Origin of the sequence: Caballeronia sp. GAWG1-1, from assembly GCF_023631465.1 — a bacterium.
GTDB lineage: Bacteria > Pseudomonadota > Gammaproteobacteria > Burkholderiales > Burkholderiaceae > Caballeronia.
The window spans coordinates 290,327-315,001 of the sequence record NZ_JALQDB010000014.1; the positions used below are offsets into that span (position 1 = coordinate 290,327).

Sequence of the window (24,675 nt, forward strand, 5' to 3'; positions counted from 1 at the left end):
CTATGCAGCGATCAGTTTGCGCGTTTCTTCGAGCGATGCCAGATCGAAAATCGATCCGCCGACGAGGTTGCCGTCGATCCGCTTCGTGAGACCCGCGAGCACCTTGCCCGGACCGCATTCAATCACGTGCGTGACGCCTTCGCGCGCAATCGCCTGCACGCATTCGACCCAGCGCACCGGGCCTGCTGCCTGACGCACGAGCGCGTCCTTGATAGCGGCGGGATCGGAGACGTTTGCCACGTCGATGTTATTGATCAGCGGAATCCGCGGCGCCTCGATGTCGACCTTCGCGAGGTAATCGCGCAACTGGTCCGAAGCGGGCTTGAGCAGCGACGAATGAAACGGCGCGGAAACCGGCAGCGGCAGCGCGCGCTTCGCGCCCTTCGCCTTCGCGACTTCGCATGCCTTTTCGACGGCCGCCTTGGAGCCCGCGATCACGACTTGCGCCGGCGCGTTGAAGTTGACGGCTTCGACCACGCCCGCCGACGACGCTTCGGCGCAGACGGCGCGCACGGTGTCGTCGTCGAGACCCAGGATCGCGGCCATGCCGCCGACGCCCACCGGAACCGCGCTCTGCATTGCTTGCGCGCGGAATCGCACGAGCGGCACGGCATCCGCGAAAGCCAGCGCGCCGGCCGCGACGAGCGCGGTGTATTCGCCGAGGCTATGGCCTGCAACGATCGCCGGCTTCAGACCGATTTCCGCTTCCCACACGCGGTAAATGGCATAAGCCGCCGTCAGCATGACGGGCTGTGTGTTGGTCGTGAGATTCAGCTCTTCGGCCGGACCTTCGGCGATCAGCTTGCCTAGATCCTGGCCGAGCGCATCGGATGCCTGCTGCACGGTGTCGCGCACGACGGCGTGATCGGCGAATGCGTTGAGCATGCCGATCGACTGCGAACCCTGGCCGGGGAAAACGAACGCAAATTTCATATCGTCCTCGTTGGATTGGAACGATCCGCCTCTCTGCGCCGGCCGGCAAATGGCCGACGCCGGCTGTGCTTGCGCCGCGCGCGCATGGTGCGGACGCGGCGGCCTTTTCAGCGGATCGAATTCAGATTGATGGGGATCGAGAAGATTGAGGAAGAAAGCGAGTGGCTTGAGCGATCAATAGCGGAAGACCGACGCGCCCCACGTGAAGCCGCCGCCCACGCCTTCGATCAGCACGTTTTGGCCACGCTTGATACGCCCGTCGCGCACGGCGACATCGAGCGCGAGCGGAATCGATGCCGCCGACGTATTGCCATGCTCGCCCACCGTCACGACCATGCGCTCCTGCGGCAGATGCAGCTTGCGGCAAGTGCTCTGCATGATGCGGATATTGGCTTGATGGGGGATCAGCCAGTCGATGTCGTTCGGCGTGAGCTTCGCTTTCTCCAGCGCTTCGATAGCCACTTTTTCGAGCACGTTGACGGCGAGCTTGAACACCGCCTGGCCATCCATGTGCAGGAACGCGCTGCCGGAAATCACACCGCCGTTCACGTTGCCCGGCGTGCAGAGAATGTCGGAATAGCTGCCGTCCGCATGCAGCGCGCTCGACAGCACGCCCGCTTCCTCGGACGCCTGCAGCACGACCGCTCCCGCGCCGTCGCCAAACAGCACGCAGGTCGTACGGTCCTTGAAGTCGAGAATGCGCGAGAACGTTTCCGCGCCGACGACGAGCGCCGTGCGATTCAGACCGCTGCGAATGAAACTGTCCGCCGTCGCGACGCCATAAGCGAAACCGGAACAGACGGCCTGCACGTCGAACGCCGCGCCGTTGTTCTTGATGCCGAGCTTGTTCTGCAAGAGACACGCCGTGCTCGGAAACACGAAGTCCGGCGTGGAGGTTGCCACGATAATGAGATCGATGGATTGCGGGTCGATGCCCGCCGCCTCGATGGCTCGTTGCGATGCGACCAGCGCGAGATCGCTCGTGGTTTGATCGGGAGCCGCAAAGTGCCGTGCGTGAATGCCGGTTCGCGCGACGATCCATTCGTCGCTCGTCTCGACGCCTTCTTTAGCGAGACGGTCCGCCAATGCCTGATTCGTAACGCGCTCGGCCGGCAGATAGCTGCCTGTGCCGAGCACTCGAGCGTAAAGATTGGATTGAGCCATTATGCCTTCGAGTGTAGCGCAGTCCCCGAGGCGTCCGGCGGATTCGGACGCGAGTTCGGCTGCGGGTTCAGTTCCGTCGCGACGCCGCTTGCGGCATCGGTGGCGGAAGTGCTCGCGGCGCCTTCGCGCGCGGCAGGCGCATTCTCCTCCATTGCGCGCACGAGACGTTCGAGCACACCATTTTTGACGGCATCATACCCGCGTTTGATGGCCCACTCAAACCCGAAGGCTTCGGCCGATCCGTGGCTCTTGATCACGAGGCCGCGCAATCCCAGCAAGGCGGCGCCGTTATATTGCGCGGGATCGACGCGCTTCTTGAAACGCTTGAGAACGGGCAGCGCCACGAGCGCCATCAGCTTGCTCGGCAGGTTGCGGCTGAACTCTTCCTTGATGATGTCGGCGAGCATTTTCGCGAGACCTTCAGAAGTCTTCAACGCGACATTGCCGACGAAGCCGTCGCAGACCACAACATCGGTCGTGCCTTTATAGATGTCGTTGCCTTCCACGTTGCCGTAGAAGTTGAGCGTGCTCGCACGCAGCAGTTCGCCCGCGCGCTTGATCGTTTCGTTGCCCTTGATGACTTCTTCGCCGATATTGAGCAAGCCGATGGTCGGCCGCTCGCGCCCTTCGATCGCCGAAACGAGCGCATGGCCCATTTCCGCGAACTGCAGCAGATGCTCGGGTTCGCAGTCGACATTGGCGCCGAGATCGAGCACGGTGGTGTAGCCCTTCTGGCTCGGCATGGCGAACGCGATGGCCGGCCGCTCGATACCGGCGAGCGTTTTCAGCACATAGCGGGAGACCGCCATGAGCGCGCCGGTGTTGCCGGCGGAGATGCAGGTTTGCGCCTCGCCCTCTTTGACGAGGTTGAGCGCGACGCGCATCGACGAATCTTTCTTCTTGCGCAGCGCGACTTCGACGGGGTCGTCCATGGCGACGACTTCGGTCGCGGGAACGACGGTCAGGCGTGGTTCGTCCAGCGCCTTCAATTTTTTCAATTGCGCGCGAATGGACTGCTCGATGCCGACGAGCATCAGATGCGCGTCGGGATGCGCGCGCACGAAATTGACGGCAGCGGGAACGGTCACGGCCGGACCGTGATCGCCTCCCATGCAGTCAATGGTTATCTTTACGGTCATGGGAAGCGACGAATTTCAGGCACAAAAAAGCGGCAGTGAAATGCCGCCTTCTTGTCGTACCGGGAAAGTGTCAAAAGCGTAGCAGGCGCGAGCGTCCGCTGTGCGGTGACGCATCAGGCCAAGCGCGAAACGCTTAGTCGTTCTTCGTCTTGACGACTTTCTTGCCACGATAGTAGCCATTCGGGCTCACGTGGTGACGCAGATGCACTTCACCCGTGCTCGGCTCAACTGCCAGCGGCGCTGCGTTGAGGAAGTCGTGGGAACGGTGCATGCCGCGCTTCGACGGCGACTTCTTGTTTTGCTGAACTGCCATGATTACTCCAGAAAAATTTTGCGAATTCTAACACAGCCCGAACCGCCGACAGCCCTCGACCTGCAGGCCATCGGGTTGATCGTGAGCGCTTCGCGCCACCAGTTTGTTGCGTGCTGCCGATGCTGCTAGAGCTTTGCCCTGGCTCATTGCCAACATTGCCAAGGCTCGAGCTTTGAGTCCGTTCAATGCTTCTTGTCGTCCTTGAGCTTCTGCAGAACGGCAAACGGATTGGGCTTGTCCGATTTTCCGGAAGCGCCCGGTTCGCCGTCCGCTTCGCCTGCTTCGTCACCGTCTTCGCCCTGGAGCAAACTTTCATGCACCTTCGGGCAGACGTTGTGCTTCGGCACGAGCGGCAAGGCCAACAACAACTCTTCTTCGATCAAGTCGATCAGATCGAACTGATGCGAGCCTACGATCACATCGACTTCATCGTCGTCGAGCGGATACTCGTCCGCTTCTTCTTCCGTCGCCACGATCCGATCAGTCGCATCGACATCGAGATGCTGCGAATACGGCAAAAGACAGCGCTGGCACATCAGATAAACCGAGCCGTGCACCGCGAGGCGCAAATAAGGCTGCGGCGCTTCCGTGCCGTTGTCCTGCAATTCCGGCTGGGTCGATCCCTCGGCCTGCCAGGTGAACACCGTGTCGCGGTCTGGCGCATCTGCCGGCACTTCGGCTAACATGCGCGGCAGTTGTGAAACGCGGACCGCGCCCGCTGCCTGCCTGCCGCTCTTGGCAAAATCGTAAAGATCGAGCGCGCGCGGATTGGCGGGGCTCGCAGGTTTGCCAGGATTCTGAGTCATGTGCGCTCCTGCTATGTGCCGTGCGTTGTTCGTACGTGTTTCGTTCGGGTGCGGTCGGCGCTTCGGTTAGCGCTTGAGTCTGCACTTGGCTACGCGCCCGCTGCTACAGTCCGGTACTGCTACGAGTCAGTATGCACCGCCCGGTGCCAAAAGGCAGGCGTGGCTTGCCCGGATTTGCAGCACGACGTCAAACGTGCTTTGTTTGCGTCACCTTTGTTGCGCCGCCTTCGTTAATTCCGCGGTACTAGGATACTAGTTATCCCTTTCCGACTCACCGGCTAGGGCGCCCAAGCGCCGTACCGATGAAAAGCCCAAAACTATAACGGCTTTGTTCTTTCGAGTCAAACACTTAAGGACTCGTTCGCAACCCGTCGTTTTTCACCCATTTTTGCTGATTTCCGTTTATGTCCGACGTTTTTGCTTCGTCTTCGCCCACGCGACGCCTGGTTCTGGCGTCGGGTTCGCCATATCGGCGCGAGTTATTGGCGCGTTTGCGCATACCTTTCGATGTCATCGTGTCCGGTGTCGATGAAACGCCGCTTGCCGGCGAATCGCCCGAGGCAACGGCCGTGCGTCTTTCCATTGCCAAGGCGCGCGCGGCGGCCGTCGAGGCGCCGGGCGCGCTCGTGATCGGCTCCGATCAGGTCGCGACCTTCGACGGACGTCAGATCGGCAAGCCCGGCACGCACGACAACGCCGTCGCGCAACTGCGCGCGATGCGCGGCCGCAGCGTCGACTTCCACAGCGCGCTGTGCGTGTTCGACAGCGCCACGGAAAACGTGCAATCGGCCGATATCGTCACCCGCGTGCAGTTTCGCGATTACACGGACGCCGAAATCGAAGCCTACCTTCGCGCCGAAACGCCCTACGACTGCGCGGGCAGCGCCAAGTCCGAAGGGCTCGGCATTGCATTGCTCGATGCGATCGACTCCGACGATCCCACCGCGCTCATCGGCCTGCCGCTCATCGCGCTGAGCAAGATGTTGCGTGCGGCCGCTTTTCCCCTTCTCGGAGCGGCAGCATGAGCGGCGTCCTTTATCTGATCCCCAATACGCTTGGCGAAGGCGATGCCGAAGCACTCGCGCAAGTGCTGCCCGAGCCGGTGCGCGCGCAGGCAGCCGCGCTAGGTTATTACATCGGCGAGAACGCCAAGACGACGCGCGCATTCCTCAAGAAAGTAGGCACGACGCGGCCGATTCAGGAAATCGAGGTTCGGGAGCTGAACGTCAATACGCCGCCCGGCGAAATCGACAAACTGCTCGCGCCGATTCTCGCCGGCGCCGACGCGGGACTCGTCTCGGAAGCCGGCTGCCCCGCCGTCGCCGATCCGGGCGCGCTGCTCGTGCGGCGCGCGCATCAGCGAGGCGTGAAGGTCGTGCCGTTCGTCGGACCGAGTTCAATTCTGCTCGCGCTCATGGCGTCGGGCATGAACGGCCAGAGCTTCGCGTTCAACGGCTATCTTCCCGTGGAGGCCGCCGAGCGCGGCAAGCGCCTGCGCGAGCTGGAACAACTGTCGCGCAAGGCGAACCAGACGCAGATTTTCATCGAAACACCGTATCGCAATCGGGCGATGCTGGACACGCTCATCGCGACCTGCGCGCCGTCGACGCTGATCTGCGTCGCGGTGGATTTGACGCTGCCCGGCGAAACCATCGTGACGCGCACGGCAGCGGACTGGAAGAAGCAAGCCGCGCCGGAATTGCACAAACGGCCGGCGATTTTTCTGTTGCTGGGGGCTTGAGGTCGGTGCGGTCAGGCGTGGGTTTGTGCGCCGCTCGCCCTCACGCCCTCACCGCACCTGCACCTTCCCGCCAAGCGTCAATGCCCGCACCGCCGCATCGCCGACAGAAGCGCCAAAGCGCTTCACCACCTTCTCGCCGATGCTTTCCTTCTGCGTGTAATCGACGATATCCGGCTGCTTGATGATCTCGCGCGCGACGTAGCTGGCGTCGCCGAAACCATCCGCGAGTCCAAGCTGGACGCTCTTCTCGCCTGTCCAGAACTCTCCCGAAAACAAGTCAGGATCGTCCTTCAGACGCGTGCCGCGCCCCTGTTTCACCGCGTCGATGAACTGCGCGTGGATCTGATCGAGCATGTCCTGGGCGTGCGCGGTCATCTGCGGCGTCTCGGGCGAAAACGGATCGAACGAACCCTTGTTCGCGCCCGCCGTATGCATGCGGCGCTGGATGCCGAGCTTGTCCATCAGCCCGGTGAAGCCGAAACCGTCCATCAGCACGCCAATCGAGCCGACGATGCTCGCCTTGTCCACGTAGATCTTGTCCGCCGCCGCCGCGACGTAATAGCCGCCCGACGCGCACATGTCATCGACGACGACGTAAAGCGGCGTCTTCGGATACTTCGCCCGCAAACGCTTGATTTCGCGATAGATGATGCCCGCCTGCACCGGCGAGCCGCCCGGACTGTTGATGCGCAAAATCACGCCCGCCGTGCCGTCGTCCTCGAACGCGCTTTCGAGCGCGCCGCCGATGTTGTCGGCGCTGGCATCGCCATTACTCGAAATCTCGCCCTGCAAGTCGATGAGCGCGGTATGGCGCGTACTCTTGGCGACGTGGTCGCCGGTCAGATCGAACACGCGCCAGGCGATCACGGCAATCACCGCGAGAAATACGAAGCGAAAGAAAATGCGCCAGCGCCGCGCCGCACGCTGCTCGCGAACGGATGCCAGCGCGATGCGTTCGAGCGCCTCGCGCTCCCAATTGTCATTGCCGCGATCGTTACCGCGCGGGTTTTGAGGAAAGTTGTCGGACATGCGTTTGCCTTCTGGTCGTCAAACCAGCTCAAGGAAAAATGGGGATTCAGGCCGGGCGCAGCGTGTCGTCGGGCAGCCAGAAGACCGCGCGGCCTTCGGGCGTGTCGCGTTCCTCGACGGCGAGTGCGCGCAGACGCGCGCCGCGGCACGGACCGCCGACGCACTTGCCCGTGTCGGGCTCGTAGACCGCGCCGTGCGTCGCGCACATCAAGTATAGGCCCGAGCTTTCGAAGAACTGGCCTTCGACCCAGTCCAGTTCCATCGGGACATGCGCGCAGCGGTTGAGGTAGCCGAAAGGTTTGCCGTCGTAGCGCACGAAGAACACCACCGCTTCGCCGCTCGCGTCCGCCGCGTTCAGGCGCCGGCCCGCGCCGCCGTCGACGAGTTCATCGGCGGCGCACACGCGCACGGCGTTCGCGGCTTGCGTCGGCTCGCTCATGCGTGCTCCCGCAGCCAGCCCGCCAGAGACGCGATGCTATCCGCGCAGAACTTCGGTTCCAGCTTCGTCAGCGAATCTGCCGGATGCGCGCCGTATCCCACGCCGATGCCCGCCGCGCCCGCGTTGATCGCCATCTGTAGGTCGTGCGTGGTGTCGCCGATCATCACCGTGCGCGACAAATCCTGGCCGAGTTCGCGCGTGAGTTCGTGGAGCATGGCCGGATGCGGCTTCGAAAAGGTTTCGTCGGCGCAGCGCGTGGCGTCGAAATGGCTCGTGAGGCGCGACTCGTCGAGCGCGCGGTTCAGTCCGACACGGCTCTTGCCCGTCGCCACCGCGAGAAAATAGCCCTCTTCGCGCAGTTCCCGAAGCAACTCGCGCACGCCAGTGAAAAGTTCGGTCGTCTGGCCGGTCGTCAAAAAGTGATAGCGATAACGCTCGGCCAGACGCGGATAGTCGGAAGGATCGAGCGTGGGCGCGCAAATCTGCAGCGCGTCCCTGAGGCCGAGGCCGATCACGTAGCTCGCGGATTCATCGGCCGGAACTGGCAGCCCCAGATCGCGGCATGCCGCCTGAATGCTGCGCGTGATGTGCGCGGTCGAATCCATCAAGGTGCCGTCCCAGTCGAAGACGATCAAATCGAATTGCTGCCGCGCCATGTAACGTGTCTCACTGTTGATCTTGGTTTAAGAGCTTGAGCTGGTCGATGCAGCGCCGGCATTCCGCCGGCAGCGGCGCTTCGAGCTGCAGCGGCTCGCCGGTCGCCGGATGCGTGATTTTCAGTCGATAAGCGTGCAAAAACATGCGTTTGAGCGACGGTTTCGCGTTCGGACGCGCGAGCTCCTTGTTGAGCGCGAAATCGCCGTATTTGGCATCGCCCGCAATAGGCAGGCCGAGACTCGCCATATGCACGCGAATCTGGTGCGTGCGGCCGGTTTTAAGTTCGGCCTCGACCCAGGCGTAGTCGTCCCAGCGCTCGATCAGATTGAAAACCGTATGCGACGGCAGACCGTTCTCCTGAATCCGCACGCGCCGCTCGCCGTCCGCCGCCACGTACTTGTGCAGCGGCTCCTTGACGATACGCCGCCGTCCCCAGTCGCTTGGCCAGTCGCCATGTCCGAGCGCGTAGTAACGTTTGTCGATGCGATTCTCACGAATCTGCTCGTGCAGATTGACGAGCGCCGCGCGCTTTTTGGCAAGCATGAGCACGCCGGACGTCTCGCGATCCAGCCGATGCACGAGTTCGAGAAATTTCGCGTGCGGGCGCGCGTTGCGCAATTGTTCGATGACGCCGAACGCCACGCCGCTTCCGCCGTGTACCGCGACGCCTGACGGTTTGTCGATGACGATCAAATGGTCGTCCTCGAAAATGATGGGGAATTCAGCGGCCGGCGCGTTCGACGACAGCGGTTTTTCATCCGGCTGCGCGACACGAATGGGCGGCACGCGCACGAGATCGCCGATTTCGAGCCGGTACGCGGAATCGATCCGGCCTTTGTTCACGCGCACTTCGCCGCTGCGCAGAATTCGGTAAATATGGCTTTTGGGCACGCCCTTGCAGACGCGCAACAGAAAATTGTCGATGCGCTGACCGGCGGCGGTTTCGTCGATTTCGATCATCGACACCTGCTCGCTTGCGACCTGTTTATGGGATGTTTTGCCTAACTCATTCATTCTGAATATAATTTGCGAGCAGTCTGAAAAACAGCGTGACACGAAAACCGTGGCTGCGAACTATCAGACTGTACAGGTGCAAGCAATAAACCATCATTTTACTTGCGCCCAGGGCCGGTTGCTCGCCCGGAAAATCGAGCAACAAGTTGCACGCACGGCGATATCACCGGCAGGGACGGGGCCCACAGGCGCGTTCGGTCGAGTGATCGTCGATCGGTAACGGATTTTTGGTCAAAAAGAATTTTTATCGGCGAGAAGCGATGGCGCCCGGTCGTTGAAGCCGGTCGCCCGCCCAGATTTTCCCCTGCCATCGAGCAACGGGACGAACGGCAAATCGAAGCTCGCCGATTGCGAACAACTCGCGACGACATCGCGGCTGCGCTGATTCCGGCGAAGCGCGATAGCAGTTAAAAAACGTCGCAGTGAGGCGAGACATGCGGCACGCCAGCGGAGCTTTCGGGTCTGCGGCCGTGCCAGCGCGGTCAGGCAAGGGTCGAGGTCGGCGAAGAAGCATCGCGCGAATTACGCGAGGCCGCCCTCCTGCATTGCCGCCGTCGGAGGAGAAGGCTCTGTTCGAAGAGCGCAGCGGGTTTGGCGCGTCTAATTTGAGACGCGAAACCCCCGGCGCCGCCGTTTTTCCTCGACGCGTTTTACCGCGCAGCGCACCGTATCGGCGCGCCTCCCAGTTGTCGCAAGGTGCCCCACGGCCCGGCCCGCTCATGCGCCCGTGCCCGCTTTCGGCAATTCTCCCGCCAGAAGTCCCGCTCCAGCGTGCTTTGTGACAACACACAAAAAGCGCGGCACGCTCGCCCTCCCGCTTCGCCCGCCGATGTTCGACCACGGGTTCGAACTCCGCGCCGATTCGCAAGATGAGGGACGGCAGAGCCGCTCTGGAGCCGTTCAATGAAACGCATGCTGTTTAATGCGACGCAGCAGGAAGAACTCCGCGTCGCCATCGTCGATGGGCAGAAGCTCATCGATATCGACATCGAAACCGCCGGGCGCGAACAGCGCAAAGGCAACATCTACAAGGGAGTCGTCACCCGCATCGAGCCGTCGCTCGAAGCCTGTTTCGTCAACTACGGCGAGGACCGCCACGGTTTTCTGCCGTTCAAGGAAGTCGCCCGCCAATATTTTCGCGACGGCATCGAGATGCGCTCCGCGCGCATTCAGGACGCGCTGCGCGAAGGCCAGGAACTGATCGTTCAGGTCGAAAAGGAAGAGCGCGGCAACAAGGGCGCGGCGCTGACCACGTTCATTTCGCTCGCCGGACGCTATCTCGTCCTGATGCCGAACAACCCGCGCGGCGGCGGCGTGTCGCGCCGGATCGAAGGCGACGAGCGGCAAGAACTGCGCGAAACCATGGCGCAGCTCGAACTGCCGGAAGGCATGAGCATCATCGCGCGCACAGCGGGGATCGGACGCTCGGCCGAAGAACTCCAGTGGGACCTGAATTACCTGATGCAACTGTGGCGCGCGATCGAAGCCGCGTCGCAGAGCGGTGTCGCCGGCCAGCCCATGCTGATTTATCTCGAATCGAGCCTCGTCATTCGCGCGATTCGCGACTATTTCCAGCCGGATATCGGCGAAATCCTCATCGACACGACCGAAATCCATGATCAGGCGCGCGCCTTCATGGACATCGTGATGCCCGACAACCTGCAAAAGGTGAAGCGCTATCACGACGACGTGCCGCTGTTCTCGCGTTTCCAGATCGAGCATCAGATTGAAACCGCTTACTCGCGCACGGTGCCGCTGCCTTCGGGCGGCGCGATCGTGATCGATCACACCGAGGCGCTCGTCGCCATCGACGTGAACTCGGCGCGCGCGACCAAGGGCGCCGACATCGAGGAAACCGCCACACGCACCAATCTGGAAGCCGCCGACGAAGTCGCGCGCCAGTTGCGTCTGCGCGATCTGGGCGGGCTGATCGTGATCGACTTTATCGACATGGAGTCGGCAAAGAGCCAGCGCGAGGTCGAACAGCGCCTGAAAGACGCGCTCAAGCACGACCGTGCGCGCGTACAAATGGGCAAGATTTCGCGCTTCGGGTTGATGGAACTGTCGCGTCAGCGGCTGCGTCCGGCACTCTCCGAAGGCAGCCACGTCACCTGCCCGCGTTGTAACGGCACGGGCCATATCCGCGATACCGAGTCGTCCGCGCTGCAAGTGCTGCGGATCATTCAGGAAGAGGCAATGAAGGAAAACACCGCGGCGATTCATTGCCAGGTGCCGGTCGAAGTGACCGCTTTCCTGTTGAACGAAAAGCGCTCGGAAATCAACAAGATCGAGTCGCGCTTCAAGGTCAACGTCGTTCTGATCCCGAACAAGCATCTGGAGACACCGCATTACAAGCTGGAGCGTCTGCGTCACGACGATGCCCGTCTCGACGAACCGCGCGCCTCGTGGAAGATGGCAGTGGAAGCGGCAACCGAGATGGAATCGGAAACCGGCTACAGCAAACGCACCGAGGAAGTAAAGCCGAAGCAGGAAGCGGCGGTCAAGGGCATCACGCCCGAGAAGCCCGCGCCGAGCGCGCCGGTCAAACCGGCGCCGGTCGAGGCCGCGCCCGTTGCAGCGACGCCGGAGCCGGCGAGCGGCGGGTTCATCGCGTGGATCAAAAACCTGTTCGGCATTCAGCCTGAAGTCAAACCGGCGCCCGCGCCGGTCGAAGCGCAACCCGCCACGCGCGCGCCACGCGAGCGCCCGGAGCGCGGCGAACGCACGGGCGGCGGCGATCGCAACCGTAATCGCCGTGGCGGTGCGAATCGCGATGGCGCGGCCGTGGGCGCCGCTGCCGGCGCAAACGGCGTGAATGGCGCGGTTGGCGGCGGCAATGGCACGGGCCGTCAAGGCGCACGCCGTGAAGACCGCGAGGCGCGTCCGGGTCGCGAAGGCCGTGAATTGCGCGAAGTTCGCGAGCCGCGTGAAGCACGCGAAGGACGTGAAGGACGCGAACCCCGCGAGGCGCGCGAGCCGCGTGAGGCACGTGAGCCGCGCGAACGCAATCAGGACCGAAACGCCGAACGCGCACCGCGCGCCGAGGCTGCGGAGCGTCCGGAACGACGCGAGCGTGCGGATCGCGGCGAGCGTGGTGAACGTGGCGATCGTGCGGAACGCACCGAGCGTCCGGAACGTGGCGAGCGTCGCAAGCCGCAGGCCGAAACCGCCGTCGAAGCACTGACGCCAAGCGAAGCGGTGCCGTCGGAAATCGTCGAAACGGCGCAAACCGACGACGACTTCGCGCAGCAAAACGGTCTCGACGCGGTGTCGGCGGAACAAGCCGCGCGTGATGGCGAAGAGCGTCGTCGCCGCCGTCGCGGTCGTCGTGGCGGTCGTCGCGAACGTGAAGATGACGGCACGACGGTGAATCACGCCGCCGATGTCGCCGAAGCGGAAGGCGCAGCCGAAAGCATGTCGGCGCAAGCTGGCGTGTTCGACGCGGAAGCCGCGCAAGAAGCCGCCGCGCGTCGCGAACCGCGTCCGGCCGTCGCCGCGCCGCAGCCTGTCGCCGAACGCAGCGTGGAAAAGGCGCCCGAGCAAGCCGTCGCTGCACCGGTGCAAGCGCCTGTGCGCGTCGAGCAGCCGTCGCAGACAGAGGCTATCGAAGCGAACGCGCAGTTGAAGGCGACGACGCCCGAACCGGCGCCGGAGTTTTTCGCGAAGCCGGACGCGTCGCTCGCGGTCGATAACCCGTTCGGCCCGACGCCGAAACTCGCGGAAACGAAGCCTGCCGATCCTTTCGCGCCTGCCACGCCTGCTGCTCCCGCGGCCGTGGAAGAAGCGAAGCCTGTCGAAGTGGCCGCGCCTGTCGAAACCGCGAAGCCAGTGGAAACGGCCAAGCCGTTCGAAGCTCCGGCTGAGGCAATCGCGGAAACGCCGTCCGCCGAAGCCGCGCCGGTACGGGCCGAACCCGCCGAACCCGTCAAGGTCGCCGCGGTTGCAGCGACGCCTGAGGCGACTTCGGTTCCGCCCGTGCAGGTCCAGGCCGTGGAAACGGTGACGACTGAAAGCGTGATCGAAACGGCAGTGGCTTCGCAGCCCGTCGCAGTGGAAGCGGAGCCGGTGAAAGCCGCCGCGCCCGCGGCTGCACCGGCCGCGACGCCGGTATCGACGGAAGCGTTGCAACCGATGCTCGAATCCGCCGGCCTCGTCTGGGTCAACACGGACGCCAGCAAGCTGCGCGACGCCAACGCCGCAGCCGAGCGCGAAGCCGCGCCGGCACGCGTGCCGCGCGAGCGCAAGCCGCTGCCGCCTGTGAGCGCCGCGCCGATGCAGCAAGTGGAAACCGGCAAAGACGCGCAGTAAGCGTAGTGCCGCCGCCAGGCGTTCCATGGAACGCCCGGTTGCGCAGGAAAAACGCCATCGGCTAACGTCGATGGCGTTTTTTTTTGACGCCTAGGTATGGAAAGCCTGTACCAAAGGGTAAGACGACTGGTTCGCCGCGTTCCGCTAAAATGACTACGTGCTTCTACTATTCGAACAAGCTTCCGAGCCGAGCAAGACCGCCGCCATGTCCCGACGCATCATCCCCTTAGCCGATGTCAGCGCCATTCCGGATTTTTCCGGCGCGGTGGCATTGCCATCCGGGTTGCTGACGGACACGCTCGCGCGTCCGCTGCGCGATCTGCGCATCTCGGTCACGGATCGCTGCAACTTCCGCTGCGTCTACTGCATGCCGCGCGACGTGTTCGACAAGGACTACCCGTTTCTGCCGCATTCCGCCCTGCTCTCGTTCGAGGAAATCGAGCGGCTGGCGCGCGTCTTCGTGGCCCACGGCGTCGAAAAAATCCGTTTGACGGGCGGTGAGCCGCTACTGCGCAAGAACATCGAATTTCTGATCGAACGACTCGCGCTTCTGCGCACGCCCGAAGGCCGTCCGCTCGATCTCACGCTGACCACCAACGGATCGCTGCTCGCGCGCAAGGCACGTTCGCTCAAGGATGCGGGGCTGTCGCGCGTCACGGTCAGTCTGGATGCGCTCGACGACACGCTCTTTCGCCGCATGAACGACGCCGATTTCGCCGTGGCCGACGTGCTCGACGGCATCGAAGCCGCGCAGTCGGCGGGCCTTTTGCCGATCAAGGTCAACATGGTCGTCAAGCGCGGCACGAACGATCAGGAAGTCGTGCCGATGGCGCGTCACTTCAAAGGCAGCGGCGTGGTGCTGCGCTTCATCGAATACATGGATGTCGGTGCGTCGAACGGCTGGAACATGAGCGAGGTTTTGCCGTCCGCGCAAGTTGTCGAGCGGATCGCCGAGCATTTTGCGCTCGCGCCGCTCGAAGCGCATACGGCCGCCGAAACCGCGCAACGCTGGGGCTATCTCGACGGCAGCGGAGAGATCGGCGTGATTTCGAGCGTCACGCGCGCGTTCTGCGGCACTTGCACGCGCGCGCGGCTCTCGACCGAAGGCAAGCTGTACCTCTGCCTTTTCGCCACGTCCGGCCACGATCTGCGCGCGCTCATTCGCGGCGGCGCGAGCGATGCCGACGTCGCCAACGCCGTTGCGCACATCTGGCACGCGCGCGGCGATCGCTATTCGCAATTGCGCGGCAGCGCGGCGGGAAACGCGCGCCGTGAAGCGCCGCGCGTCGAGATGTCGTACATCGGCGGTTGATGCCCGTGGCCCCGGAAAATCAGACCACCGGACTCGTGCTCGCGGGCGGACGCGGCTCGCGCATGGGCGGCGTCGACAAGGGACTACAGCTCCTGCGCGACGAACCGCTCGCGTTGCATGTGCTGCGCCGCCTCGCGCCGCAGACGGACGCCATGCTCATCAGCGCGAATCGTTCGGGCGACGACTACGCTCGACTCGCTACGCGTTTCGATGCACGCGTCATCGCCGATTCGCTCGCCGATTATCCCGGCCCGCTTGCCGGCATCGCCACTGCATTGCGCGCGGCGCACACCGAGTTCGTGCTGACCGCGCCTTGCGACGCGCCTTTCGTCGATCCGCAACTCGGCACCACGTTGCGACGCGCGCTCGACGAACATGGCGCGGACATCGCTTATGCGGCGACCGTCGATACGGACGAAACGCGCATCGCACATCCGGTATTCGCGCTGATTCGAACCTCGCTCGCCGACGATCTCGACGCCTGGCTTGCCGCCGGCGAACGCAAGGTCCGTGCGTGGTACGCGCGCCACAAGGCGGTGCAAGTGCCATTTCACGATGATCGCGCGTTTTACAATATCAATGATTTGCATCAGCTAGCTGAACTGGCGCGTCGTTAGCCACGCGCATTCGTTCAGGTTCAGCCGGTTCCAGCATCGCTGTCCTTCCCGACTTCGGTCGCGACCATTCCGATTCATGACCACGTCCAGGCCCTTCTCCGCTTGCGTCACTTACTACGATCCGAACGCGCTGCCGGTTGCGGCCGCGCAGGAAATCGTTCGTCAGTGGGCCATGCCGCGTGGAAATGCCGGGCGTGTCGAACGCGTAAGTCTTTATGAAGCGCTCGGCCGCGTGCTCGCCGAAGACGTGATCTCGCCCATCGATGTCCCGGCATTCGACAACTCCGCAATGGACGGCTACGCGTTCAAGAGCGCCGCGCTCTATGCCGTGCGCGATGCCGTCGAGCTGAACGTCGCGGGTATCGCGCTCGCCGGACGTCCCTTCAGCGCCGAACCCAACTCGGCTCAATGCGTGCGCATCATGACGGGCGCGCTGATTCCGCCAGGCTGCGACACCGTCGTGCCGCAAGAACTCGTCACGCGCGCTGACGACGTCATTCGCTTCCCATCAACCGTCGTAAGCGAAGGCCAGAACCGGCGGCTCGCCGGCGAAGACTTGGCTCGCGGCAAGGCCGCTTTGCAAGCAGGCCGTATCGTGCGGGCGTCCGACCTCGGCTTGCTTGCGTCGCTCGGAATCGCCGAAGTCGCGGTGCGGAAGCGTCTCGTCGTCGCGTTCTTTTCCACGGGCGACGAGTTGCGCTCCGTCGGCGAACCGCTTGCGCCCGGCAGCCTTTACGACAGCAACCGCTACACCCTTTTCGCGATGCTGCGCCGCCTCGATGTCGAGACGGTCGATCTGGGCATCGTGCGCGACGACCGGGCATCGTTGGAGAAGGCGTTGCGCGAAGCGGCGCAAGCAGCGGATGTCGTCATCAGCTCGGGGGGCGTCTCCGTTGGCGACGCCGATTTCACGCGCGAACTGATGAACTCGCTCGGCGACGTCGCGTTCTGGAAGATCGCCATGCGTCCCGGCCGCCCGCTCGCATTCGGCCGCTTGTGGTCGGGACCGCGCGCGGGCACGGGCGAATCGGCGCTCTTCTTCGGCTTGCCGGGGAACCCCGTTGCCGTGATGGCCACGTTCTACTTCATCGTCCGTGAAGCCTTGCTGGCCATGTCGGGCGCCGCACGCCAGCCGCTCATCGAGATTCGCGCGACCTGCGCCGAGCCGATCAAAAAGCGCGCGGGCCGCACGGAATTTCAGCGCGGCATTGCAAGCCGCCGCGCCGACGGACAATGGAGCGTCGTGACCACCGGGCCGCAAGGTTCAGGCGTGCTGAGTTCCATGAGCCGGGCCAATTGCTTCATCGTGCTCGAACACGATCGCGGCAATCTCGAAACGGGCGATCCCGTGGATATCGTGCCGTTCGACGGCCTCGTTTGAGCGCGCCAAAAAGCAGGGCGACGCGATCACCACCATTTTTTATCGATAGACGGGTTTTTAGTCCATGAAAAAGCAGATCTCATCCATTGCACCCGGACAGACGGCCAAGGCCCTGATCCTCGTGTATCTGACTTTCAGCGTGCCGATCGTGCTGCTCGGCGTGGTGGTCGCGTTCGTGCGATACGGCTCGGTGGAAGTGAGCACGGTCACAAGCGCGCTGCTGCTCAACGCAATCCTTGGCTTCGTGCTGTTGTGGATTGCGTGCCATGCTTATAACTGGGTGGCGTCGCGTTTCGGCGGCATAGAAATCGTGTTGTCCGACGCACCGGAGGAAGCGTGAGCGGCGCGTCGATTCGCCCCGCCACGCCCGCCGATATCGGCGCGATCTACGCGCTGATGTACGAACTCGCGGAATTCGAGAAGCTCACGCATCTGTTTATCGCGACCGAAGACGGCGTGCGCGATGCGCTCTTCGGCGCGCGTCCGTCAGCCGAAGCGCTGGTCGCGGAACAGGCGGGCGAAGTGGTCGGCTATGCGCTCTTCTTCCATAACTTCTCCACGTTTCTCGGCAAGCGCGGGCTGTATCTGGAAGATCTCTACATACGCCCGACGTTGCGCGGCTGCGGCCTCGGCACGCAGATGCTCAAGCGACTTGCGGCACTTGCGGTCGAGCGTCAGTGCGGCCGCTTCGAATGGTCGGTGCTGGACTGGAATCAGAACGCCATCGACTTCTATGAAAAGATGGGCGCAACCGTATTGCCGGACTGGCGCATCGTGCGTATCACGGGTGAGTCGCTTGAGCGGTTGGCTTCGTAGACGCGGTTGCATCGCTGACGCGCAGGCCGCTTATCCATCTGAAGCTCGTCAAAGCTCGTCGTCCCCATCTCGCGGCAGCGCGGCCTCGTCATCCCCGAGCAGACCGCGCGCTTCCTCACCCGGAAGCGCTTCCACGTCGCGCAGGCGCTTGCCCATTTGACGCGTGCGCGTCTGCGCCGCTTCGATCGAGCGCGTGACGGTTTCGAGTTGCGACTTCGTTTTCGCGAGTACATCGCCGAACTTGTTGAACTCGGTTTTCACCGCGCCGAGCACCTGCCACACCTCGCTCGACCGCTTTTCGATAGCGAGCGTCCTGAAGCCCATTTGCAGACTGTTGAGCAGCGCCGTGAGTGTAGTCGGACCGGCCACGCTCACGCGATGCTCGCGCTGTAGATAGTCGGTCAGACCCGGACGCCGCAACACTTCGGCATACAAACCCTCGGTCGGCAGAAACAGCAACGCGAAGTCGGTCGTATGCGGCGGCGACACGTACTTCTGCGCGATGGAACGCGCCTCCGCGCGCAAGCGTCCTTCGAGCGCACGCGCGGCCTCTTCCACACCGACGGGATCTGCTCGATCTTGCGCATCGACGAGACGCTCGTAGTCCTCGCGCGGAAACTTGGCGTCGATAGGCAGCCACACCGGCGTCGCGGCATCGCCCGGCGCGCCCGGCGTGTCGTGACGGCCCGGCAATTTGACTGCAAACTCCACGCGTTCGTTGCTCTTGGGCACGGTCGCGACGTTCTTCGCGTATTGATCCGGCGTGAGCAACTGTTCAAGCAACGACTCCAGTTGCACTTCGCCCCAAATGCCGCGCGTCTTGACGTTGGTCAGCACCTTCTTCAGATCGCCGACGCCCGCCGCGAGCGTCTGCATCTCACCCAAGCCCCGATGCACTTGTTCGAGCCGGTCCGACACCAGCTTGAACGATTCGCCGAGCCGCTGCTCCAGCGTGGAATGCAGCTTTTCATCGACGGTGCGGCGCATTTCATCGAGCTTCGCCGAGTTGTTCGCCTCGATGTCCTTGAGGCGCGCTTCGAGCGTCGCGCGCACTTCGCCGAGCCGCCGTTCGTTCGCTTCCGATAGCTGGCCGAGATGCAAAGTCATGGAGTCGGCGAAGCGCTTGAGCGCGTTGCCCTGATCGTCGCGCGCCTGCTGACTCTGCTGCGCGAGTTGCTGCGCAAGCGCGTCGAACTGCGCGTTCTGCACGCTCGACGTGCTCGCCAACTGCGTCGCGAGCGTCTGATGAAACTGCGTGAAGCCGCTTTGCGATTCCATGCGCGAGACGCGCGTGCTCTCCGCGATATCGCCACGCAAGCCGCGTTCGAGCCGCTCCTGCGTGCGCGCCTGCGCCTCGCCCATGTCGTTCACGCGGTCGGTGAGCGCGACGAATTCCTCTTCGATATCGACGCGGGACGTGCGCCGCATCGTCGCAAACAGGACGACGAGCGCAACCAGAAGCGCAATCGCCAGGAGCGCGATCGCGCCGTACAACAGTTCGATCATTTTTTCAGCACGTCCGGGTTGATCGGATTCGGCGGATTGCCGGCGCGCGGTCCTTCACCCAAACCGGCGATGAGATTGTCCGCGGCGAGATTGGCCATCGCGCGGCGCGTCGACTCGGTGGCGCTCGCGATATGCGGCGTCAACGCGACGTTATCGAGCAACAGAAAATCGGGATTGAAGTCGGGTTCGCCTTCGAACACGTCGATCCCCGCCGCCGCGATACGCTTCTCGCGCAGCGCGGCGATCAACGCGGAATCGTCGACGATTCCGCCGCGCGCGATGTTGGTAAGCGTGGCCGTCGGCTTCATCAACGCGAGTTCGGCCGCGCCGATGGTGTGATGGTTCTCCTTGGTGTAGGGCAGCACGAGCACGACGTGATCCGCGCGCTTCAACAAGTCTTCCTTCGACGCGTACTCCGCGTTGAGTTGCGACTCGATCTCCGGCGCGACGCGCGAACGGTTGTGATAGATCACGCGCATGTCGAAGCCCACCGCGCGGCGCGCCAGCGCTTGCCCGATCCGGCCCATGCCGATCACGCCGAGCGTCGAGCCGTACACGTCGGTGCCGAGGAACGAATCGAAACTCCACTTCTGCCATTTGCCCGCGCGCAGAAAGTGCTCGGATTCGGTCACGCGCCGGGCCGCTGCCATCATGAGCGCCCAGCCGAAGTCGGCGGTGGTTTCGTTCAGCACGTTGGGCGTGTTGGTGCCGAGCACCTTGTGCGCGTCGAAGGCGTGCATGTCGAAGTTGTTGTAGCCGACCGCCATGTTCGCGACGACTTTCAGGTTCGGCGAGCCCGCCAGTTCCGTTTCGCCGACCATTTCGCCGGCAGTGAACGCGCCGTCCTTGTCGGCCAGACGCGCGCGAAACTCCTCCTGGCCAAGCACGTCGCCCGGATTCAGATCGACTTCGAAATACTGTTTCAGACGTTCGACCACATCGGGAAAAGTGGGACGCGCAACAAGCACCTTCTTCATCGAATTGCTCCTAGAAAAATAGCCAGCCCAAGACGGCGAATAACGGCAACAGGACGATGCCAGACCATCCCATATAACCGAAGAAGCCCGGCATGCGAATGCCGCGCGATTCGGCGATTGCCTTCACCATGAAATTCGGCGCATTGCCGATATACGTGTTCGCGCCCATGAAGACCGCGCCCGCCGAGATTGCCGCGAGTGTGGACGCGCCCGTGGTCATGAGCGTGGGAGCGTCGCCGCCCGCGAGATTGAAGAACACGAGATACGTCGGCGCGTTATCGAGGAACGAAGACAGGATGCCCGTGGCCCAGAAATAGGCGAGATCGTGCGGCTTGCCTTGGTCGGACACCGCGTGCACGATGCCCGCGAACGCGCCCGACTCGCCCGCGCGCAGAATCGTGATGACCGGCGCGATGGTGATGAAAATGGCCGCGAAAAGCTTCGCCACTTCTTCGATAGGCGCCCAGTCGAACGCGTTGCCCTCGCGCGCGCTATTCGGCGTGAGCACGAGCGATGCGAGCAGCACGATCACCAGAGCCGCGTCGCGCACGACGTTCTGCAAATGCAGATGCGTGCCATACACATCGAACACGACGCCCGGCTTCCAGATGCCGCTCATCAGCACCAATGCGACGACCGCCGCGAGCAGCAAAAAGTTGATCCTGCCGTCGATGCGAACTGCAATCGTCCCGACCGAGCCGGGCTGCGTTTTTTCTTCCTTGCGCCAGAAATAAGTATCCAGCGCGTAGAAGAGCGCGAGGAGAACGATGGAGACGAGGAGCATCGGCAGAAAGAGATGCGTGGTCGTCCAGAAGAAACCGACGCCGTTCAGAAAGCCGAGGAACAAAGGTGGATCGCCGAGCGGCGACAAAGAGCCGCCCACGTTCGCCACGAGAAAGATGAAGAACACGACCACATGCACGACATGCCTGCGGTTTTCGTTGGCGCGCAAGAGCGGGCGGATCAGCAGCATGGCCGCGCCGGTCGTGCCCATGAGGCTTGCCAGCACGGTTCCCAGCGCGAGCAACGAGGCATTCAGACGCGGCGAGCCGCGAAGATCGCCGTGCACGCAAATGCCGCCCGCGACCGTGTACAAGGAAGCCAGCAAAACGATGAACGGTATGTACTCTTCGAGCATCGCGTGAACGAATACGCCGAGCGCCGTGCCGCCGCCGAACGCAGCCGCGAAGGGTACGAGAAACGCGAGCGCCCAGAGCAACGCGATCTTGCCGAAGTGGTGATGCCAGAGCTTCGCCGCGACGAGCGGAAACACCGCGATGGAAAGCAGCATGCCGAAGAACGGAACGCCCCAAGCCGCCGACAAGCTCGCGCCATCGACCGTGGCCGCCGACGCGTTCGACATCGCGCCGAGCAATGCCATGCAGCCGAGGAGAAGAGACCGCACTGCGCTCACGCTTCGGTCACGACGATTACATGCACGCGATACGGCCCATGCGCGCCCAGCACGATGGTCTGCTCGATATCGCCGGTGCGCGACGGCCCGGAAACGAAGTTCACCGCACGCGGCAGTTCGCCCCGTTCCGCGCGAATCAGTGCGAAGGCGTCTTCATGCGCCGCGACGATGCGCGAAGCCGGCACGACCGCGATATGCGTCTGCGGCAAGAGCGCGCCGGACGCGGGCGTATCCGGGCCGGACAGCAACACGAGCGACCCGGTTTCCGCCGTCGCGCAAAAGCAGCCCGTGATGCCGACGAGATCCGCGTCTTCCGGCTTGCGTAACGACGCTTGAATGCCCGCCTGGGTCCACGGCAACTCAGCCAACGCAGGCCATGCGACGGCATCGGTGGCAAGATTCAACGAGCGGAGGTAGCGCGCGGCTTCGGCGGGAGCATCGCCGAGCGCGGCGACTTCGGCGACGGTCGTCGAGAGCCGTTCGGCTTCGAGCCGGAACCGCGCGATGAGCGCGTCGCGGGTGTCGGGCAACGGCGGGCGCGGACCTTCGGGATGACGCGTCAGATAGTCGTTCGCGGTGGCACGCTCGGCTTCGGTCGGCTCACCGCGTCTGCCCTGCGCGCTGCGTATGCGCGCGAGAATATTGCGGCGCGCCGCCGATGTGTCCATGGTGCCGTCCTTACGAGTGCGAGAGTGTTCCGGATGCGTGCGCACCACGAGTCCTGGCGGCACGATGGAATTATATCGAGCGGTCTTGAGCGCGCGAACCTCGGCCGAAAGGCATAGGCCGCGCGCGGGAACAAAGCACGAACCAAGCGTCAGTCGGTCTCGCCCGCTTGCTTCTCGATGCCGAACACTTGCCTCAGATAAGCCAGATATGCCTTGTCGTCGCACATGTTCTTGCCGGGGGAATCGGAGAGTTTCGCCACCGGCTGACCATTGCAGCGAACCATCTTGATGACGATCTGCAACGGCTGATAGCCCAGGTCATTCGTGAGATTCGTGCCGACGCCGAACGCGAGCTGACAGCGCCCGCGGAAACGCTCATACAGTTGCAGCACCTTCGGAATATCCAGCGCGTCCGAGAACACGAGCACCTTGGTGCGCGGATCGCAGCGGTTTTCCTCGTAATGCCGGATGAGGCGTTCGCCCCAGTCGAAGGGATCGCCGGAATCGTGACGCGCGCCGTCGAAGAGCTTGCAGAAGTACATGTCGAAGTCGCGCAGGAACGCCTTCATGCCGTAGACATCCGACAGCGCGATACCCAGGTCGCCGCGATATTCCTTCGCCCACATCTCGAAGCCGAAGATCTGCGAGTCGCGCAGACGCGGGCCGAGCGCCTGACACGCTTGCAGGTATTCATGCGCCATGGTGCCGAGCGGACGCAAACCATGCTTCATCGCGTAGAACACGTTGCTCGTGCCCGCGAACTGTTCGCCGAGCCGCTCCTTGAGCGTTAGCACGACTTCCTCGTGCCATTGGCCCGAAAAGCGGCGGCGCGTGCCGTAATCGGCTATCTTGCAGTCCGAATATTCGGGCGGTGTGGCGAGCAGTTTAATCTTGTCGCGCAGACGTTCGCGTCCGGTTTCGTATTCCGGCTTTTTCTGCATATTGCGGAAATACACTTCGTTGACAATGGCCAGCACCGGAATCTCGAAGAGAATAGTGTGCAGCCAAGGCCCTTCTATTTCGATGTCGATCTCGCCGTTGCCCTTCTTCGACGGCGCGATGCGAATGGACTTCTCGTTCAGATGAAAGAGCGCGAGAAAGTCGATGAAGTCGCTCTTGATGAAGCGCATTCGCCGCAGATAGTCGAGCTCTTCTTCCTTGAAGCGCAGGTTGCAGAGTTGACGCACCTCGTCCCGAATCTCGTCGATGAACGGCACCAGATCCACTTCCGGCGTGCGGCAGCGAAACCGATACTCGACGTGCGCCGCCGGGAAATGATGCAGGACCACCTGCATCATGGTGAATTTGTAGAGATCGGTATCGAGCAGCGAATTGATGATCATGGTTCTGGCTTGTACATCGATGCAAGGATGCCCGCGCGCTGTATCGGCCGCTACCGACCGCTATTGACGAGACGCGCCGCGCGCTGTCCGTTCATGTTACCCGAATGCGTGCACGGCATCCTGCCGCCCCGGCCCTTTTAGGAAAGCCGCATACATTAATCACGAATCGATATAAGGCGCATGGCGCGGCGCTCGCGTCGCCTTTTACCGTTACGCTACAATATGCGTTTTGGCGAGCGAGCCGCGCACGGCCCTGTGCCGCTGCCCAAATGGTCATCTAAAAACGCCGCCCTCCCCCGAATTGCGTATGCAGGAGCCTGAATGACTCACGTTGTGACCGAAAGCTGCATCAAGTGCCGCTACACCGATTGTGTGGACGTGTGCCCGGTGGATTGCTTCCGCGAAGGTCCCAACTTTCTCGCGATCGATCCGGACGAATGCATCGACTGCGCCGTGTGCGTGGCCGAATGCCCGGTGAATGCAATCTATGCCGAAGAAGACGTTCCCGGCGACCAGCAACACTTCACCGAACTGAACGCGGAACTCGCGCGCAACTGGCCGAGCATCACGAAGACCAAGGCGCCGCTGCCGGAAGCCGACGAATTCAAGGACGTGAAGGAAAAGCTGGATCTGCTGGAGCGCTAAGCGGCTGTATTTGCCGCCGTGTCATTTGTCGGACGCGCAGGATCAATCAATTTCGATGCAAAAAACCGTTATTGAATGAAGATTGAGCGTTGACAGCGCAGAAAGCGCTCCCTATAATTTCGTTTCTCTGCAGTAGCTGTTCCCCGATAGCTCAGTTGGTAGAGCGCCGGACTGTTAATCCGTAGGTCCCTGGTTCGAGCCCAGGTCGGGGAGCCACTCAGTATCGAGCAGGTTCCAGACAGAATCAAAGGAAAACCCAGCCGAGTTGTGAGCTGGGTTTTTTGTCTCATCAGAGACTCGTTTCAAGCGTAGTAGCTGTTCCCCGATAGCTCAGTCGGTAGAGCGCCGGACTGTTAATCCGTAGGTCCCTGGTTCGAGCCCAGGTCGGGGAGCCACCCAGTTTCGTACAAAAAGCCCAGTCATTCGACTGGGCTTTTTTGTTTGCGCAAATAG

General features: G+C 62.9%; 23 protein-coding genes and 2 tRNA genes. 11 read left to right on the plus strand and 14 right to left on the minus strand.

Features of this window, described 5'->3' with window-relative positions; genetic code table 11:
* From fabD to NCT03_RS10035, 5 genes are all read right to left on the minus strand, one after another.
* Entirely contained in the window at positions 1 to 933 is a 933-nt protein-coding gene (gene fabD, locus NCT03_RS10015; RefSeq protein ID WP_250465268.1) for an ACP S-malonyltransferase, read from the minus strand.
* 174 nt (positions 934 to 1,107) lie between these two features.
* Positions 1,108 to 2,097: a beta-ketoacyl-ACP synthase III gene (locus NCT03_RS10020; protein WP_244825818.1), complete on the minus strand. Its 990-nt coding sequence runs from the start codon at positions 2,095 to 2,097 to the stop codon at positions 1,108 to 1,110.
* Positions 2,097 to 3,236: a phosphate acyltransferase PlsX gene (gene plsX, locus NCT03_RS10025; RefSeq protein ID WP_244825820.1), complete on the minus strand. Its 1,140-nt coding sequence runs from the start codon at positions 3,234 to 3,236 to the stop codon at positions 2,097 to 2,099. Before plsX ends, NCT03_RS10020 begins: the two co-directional genes overlap by 1 nt.
* A 133-nt stretch (positions 3,237 to 3,369) precedes the next feature.
* The gene (rpmF, locus tag NCT03_RS10030; RefSeq protein WP_007741736.1) at positions 3,370 to 3,549 is read right to left on the minus strand and encodes a 50S ribosomal protein L32; all 180 of its coding nucleotides are present in this window, start codon (positions 3,547 to 3,549) and stop codon (positions 3,370 to 3,372) included.
* 182 nt (positions 3,550 to 3,731) lie between these two features.
* Complete coding sequence (locus tag NCT03_RS10035; RefSeq protein WP_244825822.1) at positions 3,732 to 4,355, minus strand: YceD family protein; 624 nt, start codon at positions 4,353 to 4,355, stop codon at positions 3,732 to 3,734.
* A 404-nt stretch (positions 4,356 to 4,759) separates the two neighbouring features.
* Between NCT03_RS10035 and NCT03_RS10040 the strand changes: the two genes are divergently transcribed.
* Entirely contained in the window at positions 4,760 to 5,380 is a 621-nt protein-coding gene (locus NCT03_RS10040; RefSeq protein WP_250465269.1) for a Maf-like protein, read from the plus strand.
* Positions 5,377 to 6,096, plus strand: a complete 720-nt coding sequence (locus NCT03_RS10045) for an SAM-dependent methyltransferase (RefSeq protein ID WP_250465270.1) — start codon at positions 5,377 to 5,379, stop codon at positions 6,094 to 6,096. The genes NCT03_RS10040 and NCT03_RS10045 overlap by 4 nt, the downstream gene beginning before the upstream one ends.
* Before the next feature lie 48 nt (positions 6,097 to 6,144).
* On the opposite strand, the gene NCT03_RS10050 is transcribed toward NCT03_RS10045, so the two are convergent.
* Genes NCT03_RS10050 through NCT03_RS10065 form a run of 4 tightly spaced genes read right to left on the minus strand, consistent with a single transcriptional unit; the run spans position 6,145 to position 9,235 of the window.
* Entirely contained in the window at positions 6,145 to 7,125 is a 981-nt protein-coding gene (locus tag NCT03_RS10050) for a S49 family peptidase (RefSeq protein WP_244825826.1), read from the minus strand.
* A gap of 46 nt (positions 7,126 to 7,171) precedes the next feature.
* Complete coding sequence (locus NCT03_RS10055) at positions 7,172 to 7,564, minus strand: Rieske (2Fe-2S) protein (protein WP_250465271.1); 393 nt, start codon at positions 7,562 to 7,564, stop codon at positions 7,172 to 7,174.
* Positions 7,561 to 8,220 carry an HAD-IA family hydrolase gene (locus NCT03_RS10060; protein WP_250465272.1) on the minus strand — a complete coding sequence of 220 codons (660 nt, stop codon included), beginning with the start codon at positions 8,218 to 8,220 and terminating at the stop codon, positions 7,561 to 7,563. The genes NCT03_RS10055 and NCT03_RS10060 overlap by 4 nt, the downstream gene beginning before the upstream one ends.
* 10 nt (positions 8,221 to 8,230) lie before the next feature.
* Positions 8,231 to 9,235, minus strand: a complete 1,005-nt coding sequence (locus NCT03_RS10065; RefSeq protein WP_250465273.1) for an RluA family pseudouridine synthase — start codon at positions 9,233 to 9,235, stop codon at positions 8,231 to 8,233.
* A gap of 903 nt (positions 9,236 to 10,138) precedes the next feature.
* Here NCT03_RS10065 and NCT03_RS10070 point away from each other — a divergent pair.
* The 6 genes from NCT03_RS10070 (at position 10,139) to NCT03_RS10095 (ending at position 17,669) form a co-directional block, all read left to right on the plus strand.
* Positions 10,139 to 13,543, plus strand: a complete 3,405-nt coding sequence (locus NCT03_RS10070; RefSeq protein WP_250465274.1) for an Rne/Rng family ribonuclease — start codon at positions 10,139 to 10,141, stop codon at positions 13,541 to 13,543.
* Positions 13,544 to 13,748: 205 nt separating this feature from the next.
* Positions 13,749 to 14,855 (plus strand): GTP 3',8-cyclase MoaA, encoded by a 1,107-nt coding sequence (gene moaA, locus NCT03_RS10075; protein ID WP_250465275.1) that lies wholly within the window; start codon positions 13,749 to 13,751, stop codon positions 14,853 to 14,855.
* Entirely contained in the window at positions 14,855 to 15,472 is a 618-nt protein-coding gene (gene mobA, locus NCT03_RS10080; RefSeq protein ID WP_250465276.1) for a molybdenum cofactor guanylyltransferase MobA, read from the plus strand. The genes moaA and mobA overlap by 1 nt, the downstream gene beginning before the upstream one ends.
* A gap of 76 nt (positions 15,473 to 15,548) precedes the next feature.
* Positions 15,549 to 16,853, plus strand: coding sequence for a molybdopterin molybdotransferase MoeA (gene moeA / locus NCT03_RS10085; RefSeq protein WP_250465277.1), 1,305 nt, complete (start codon positions 15,549 to 15,551; stop codon positions 16,851 to 16,853).
* Positions 16,854 to 16,917: 64 nt separating this feature from the next.
* On the plus strand, positions 16,918 to 17,193 hold the full coding sequence (locus tag NCT03_RS10090) for a hypothetical protein (protein WP_049655276.1): 276 nt from the start codon (positions 16,918 to 16,920) through the stop codon (positions 17,191 to 17,193).
* Positions 17,190 to 17,669: a GNAT family N-acetyltransferase gene (locus NCT03_RS10095; protein WP_350030006.1), complete on the plus strand. Its 480-nt coding sequence runs from the start codon at positions 17,190 to 17,192 to the stop codon at positions 17,667 to 17,669. Before NCT03_RS10090 ends, NCT03_RS10095 begins: the two co-directional genes overlap by 4 nt.
* A gap of 48 nt (positions 17,670 to 17,717) precedes the next feature.
* On the opposite strand, the gene NCT03_RS10100 is transcribed toward NCT03_RS10095, so the two are convergent.
* The 5 genes from NCT03_RS10100 to pncB all read right to left on the minus strand — a co-directional run bounded on the left by NCT03_RS10100 (position 17,718) and on the right by pncB (position 23,577).
* Positions 17,718 to 19,175, minus strand: a complete 1,458-nt coding sequence (locus NCT03_RS10100; RefSeq protein ID WP_250465278.1) for a DNA recombination protein RmuC — start codon at positions 19,173 to 19,175, stop codon at positions 17,718 to 17,720.
* Positions 19,172 to 20,152, minus strand: coding sequence for a 2-hydroxyacid dehydrogenase (locus tag NCT03_RS10105; RefSeq protein ID WP_244825841.1), 981 nt, complete (start codon positions 20,150 to 20,152; stop codon positions 19,172 to 19,174). The genes NCT03_RS10100 and NCT03_RS10105 overlap by 4 nt, the downstream gene beginning before the upstream one ends.
* A 10-nt stretch (positions 20,153 to 20,162) precedes the next feature.
* Positions 20,163 to 21,533: a sodium:proton antiporter gene (locus NCT03_RS10110; protein ID WP_250465309.1), complete on the minus strand. Its 1,371-nt coding sequence runs from the start codon at positions 21,531 to 21,533 to the stop codon at positions 20,163 to 20,165.
* Between the two features lie 29 nt (positions 21,534 to 21,562).
* Entirely contained in the window at positions 21,563 to 22,234 is a 672-nt protein-coding gene (locus NCT03_RS10115) for a LutC/YkgG family protein (protein ID WP_250465279.1), read from the minus strand.
* 149 nt (positions 22,235 to 22,383) lie between these two features.
* Complete coding sequence (gene pncB, locus NCT03_RS10120) at positions 22,384 to 23,577, minus strand: nicotinate phosphoribosyltransferase (RefSeq protein WP_244825843.1); 1,194 nt, start codon at positions 23,575 to 23,577, stop codon at positions 22,384 to 22,386.
* A gap of 321 nt (positions 23,578 to 23,898) precedes the next feature.
* On the opposite strand from pncB, the gene fdxA reads away from it, so the two are divergent.
* The 3 genes from fdxA (at position 23,899) to NCT03_RS10135 (ending at position 24,617) form a co-directional block, all read left to right on the plus strand.
* Positions 23,899 to 24,222 (plus strand): ferredoxin FdxA, encoded by a 324-nt coding sequence (gene fdxA / locus NCT03_RS10125; RefSeq protein WP_062633607.1) that lies wholly within the window; start codon positions 23,899 to 23,901, stop codon positions 24,220 to 24,222.
* Between the two features lie 140 nt (positions 24,223 to 24,362).
* A tRNA-Asn gene (locus NCT03_RS10130) sits at positions 24,363 to 24,438 on the plus strand.
* Between the two features lie 103 nt (positions 24,439 to 24,541).
* Positions 24,542 to 24,617: transfer RNA gene (locus tag NCT03_RS10135), tRNA-Asn, on the plus strand.
* Positions 24,618 to 24,675: the final 58 nt, after the last annotated feature.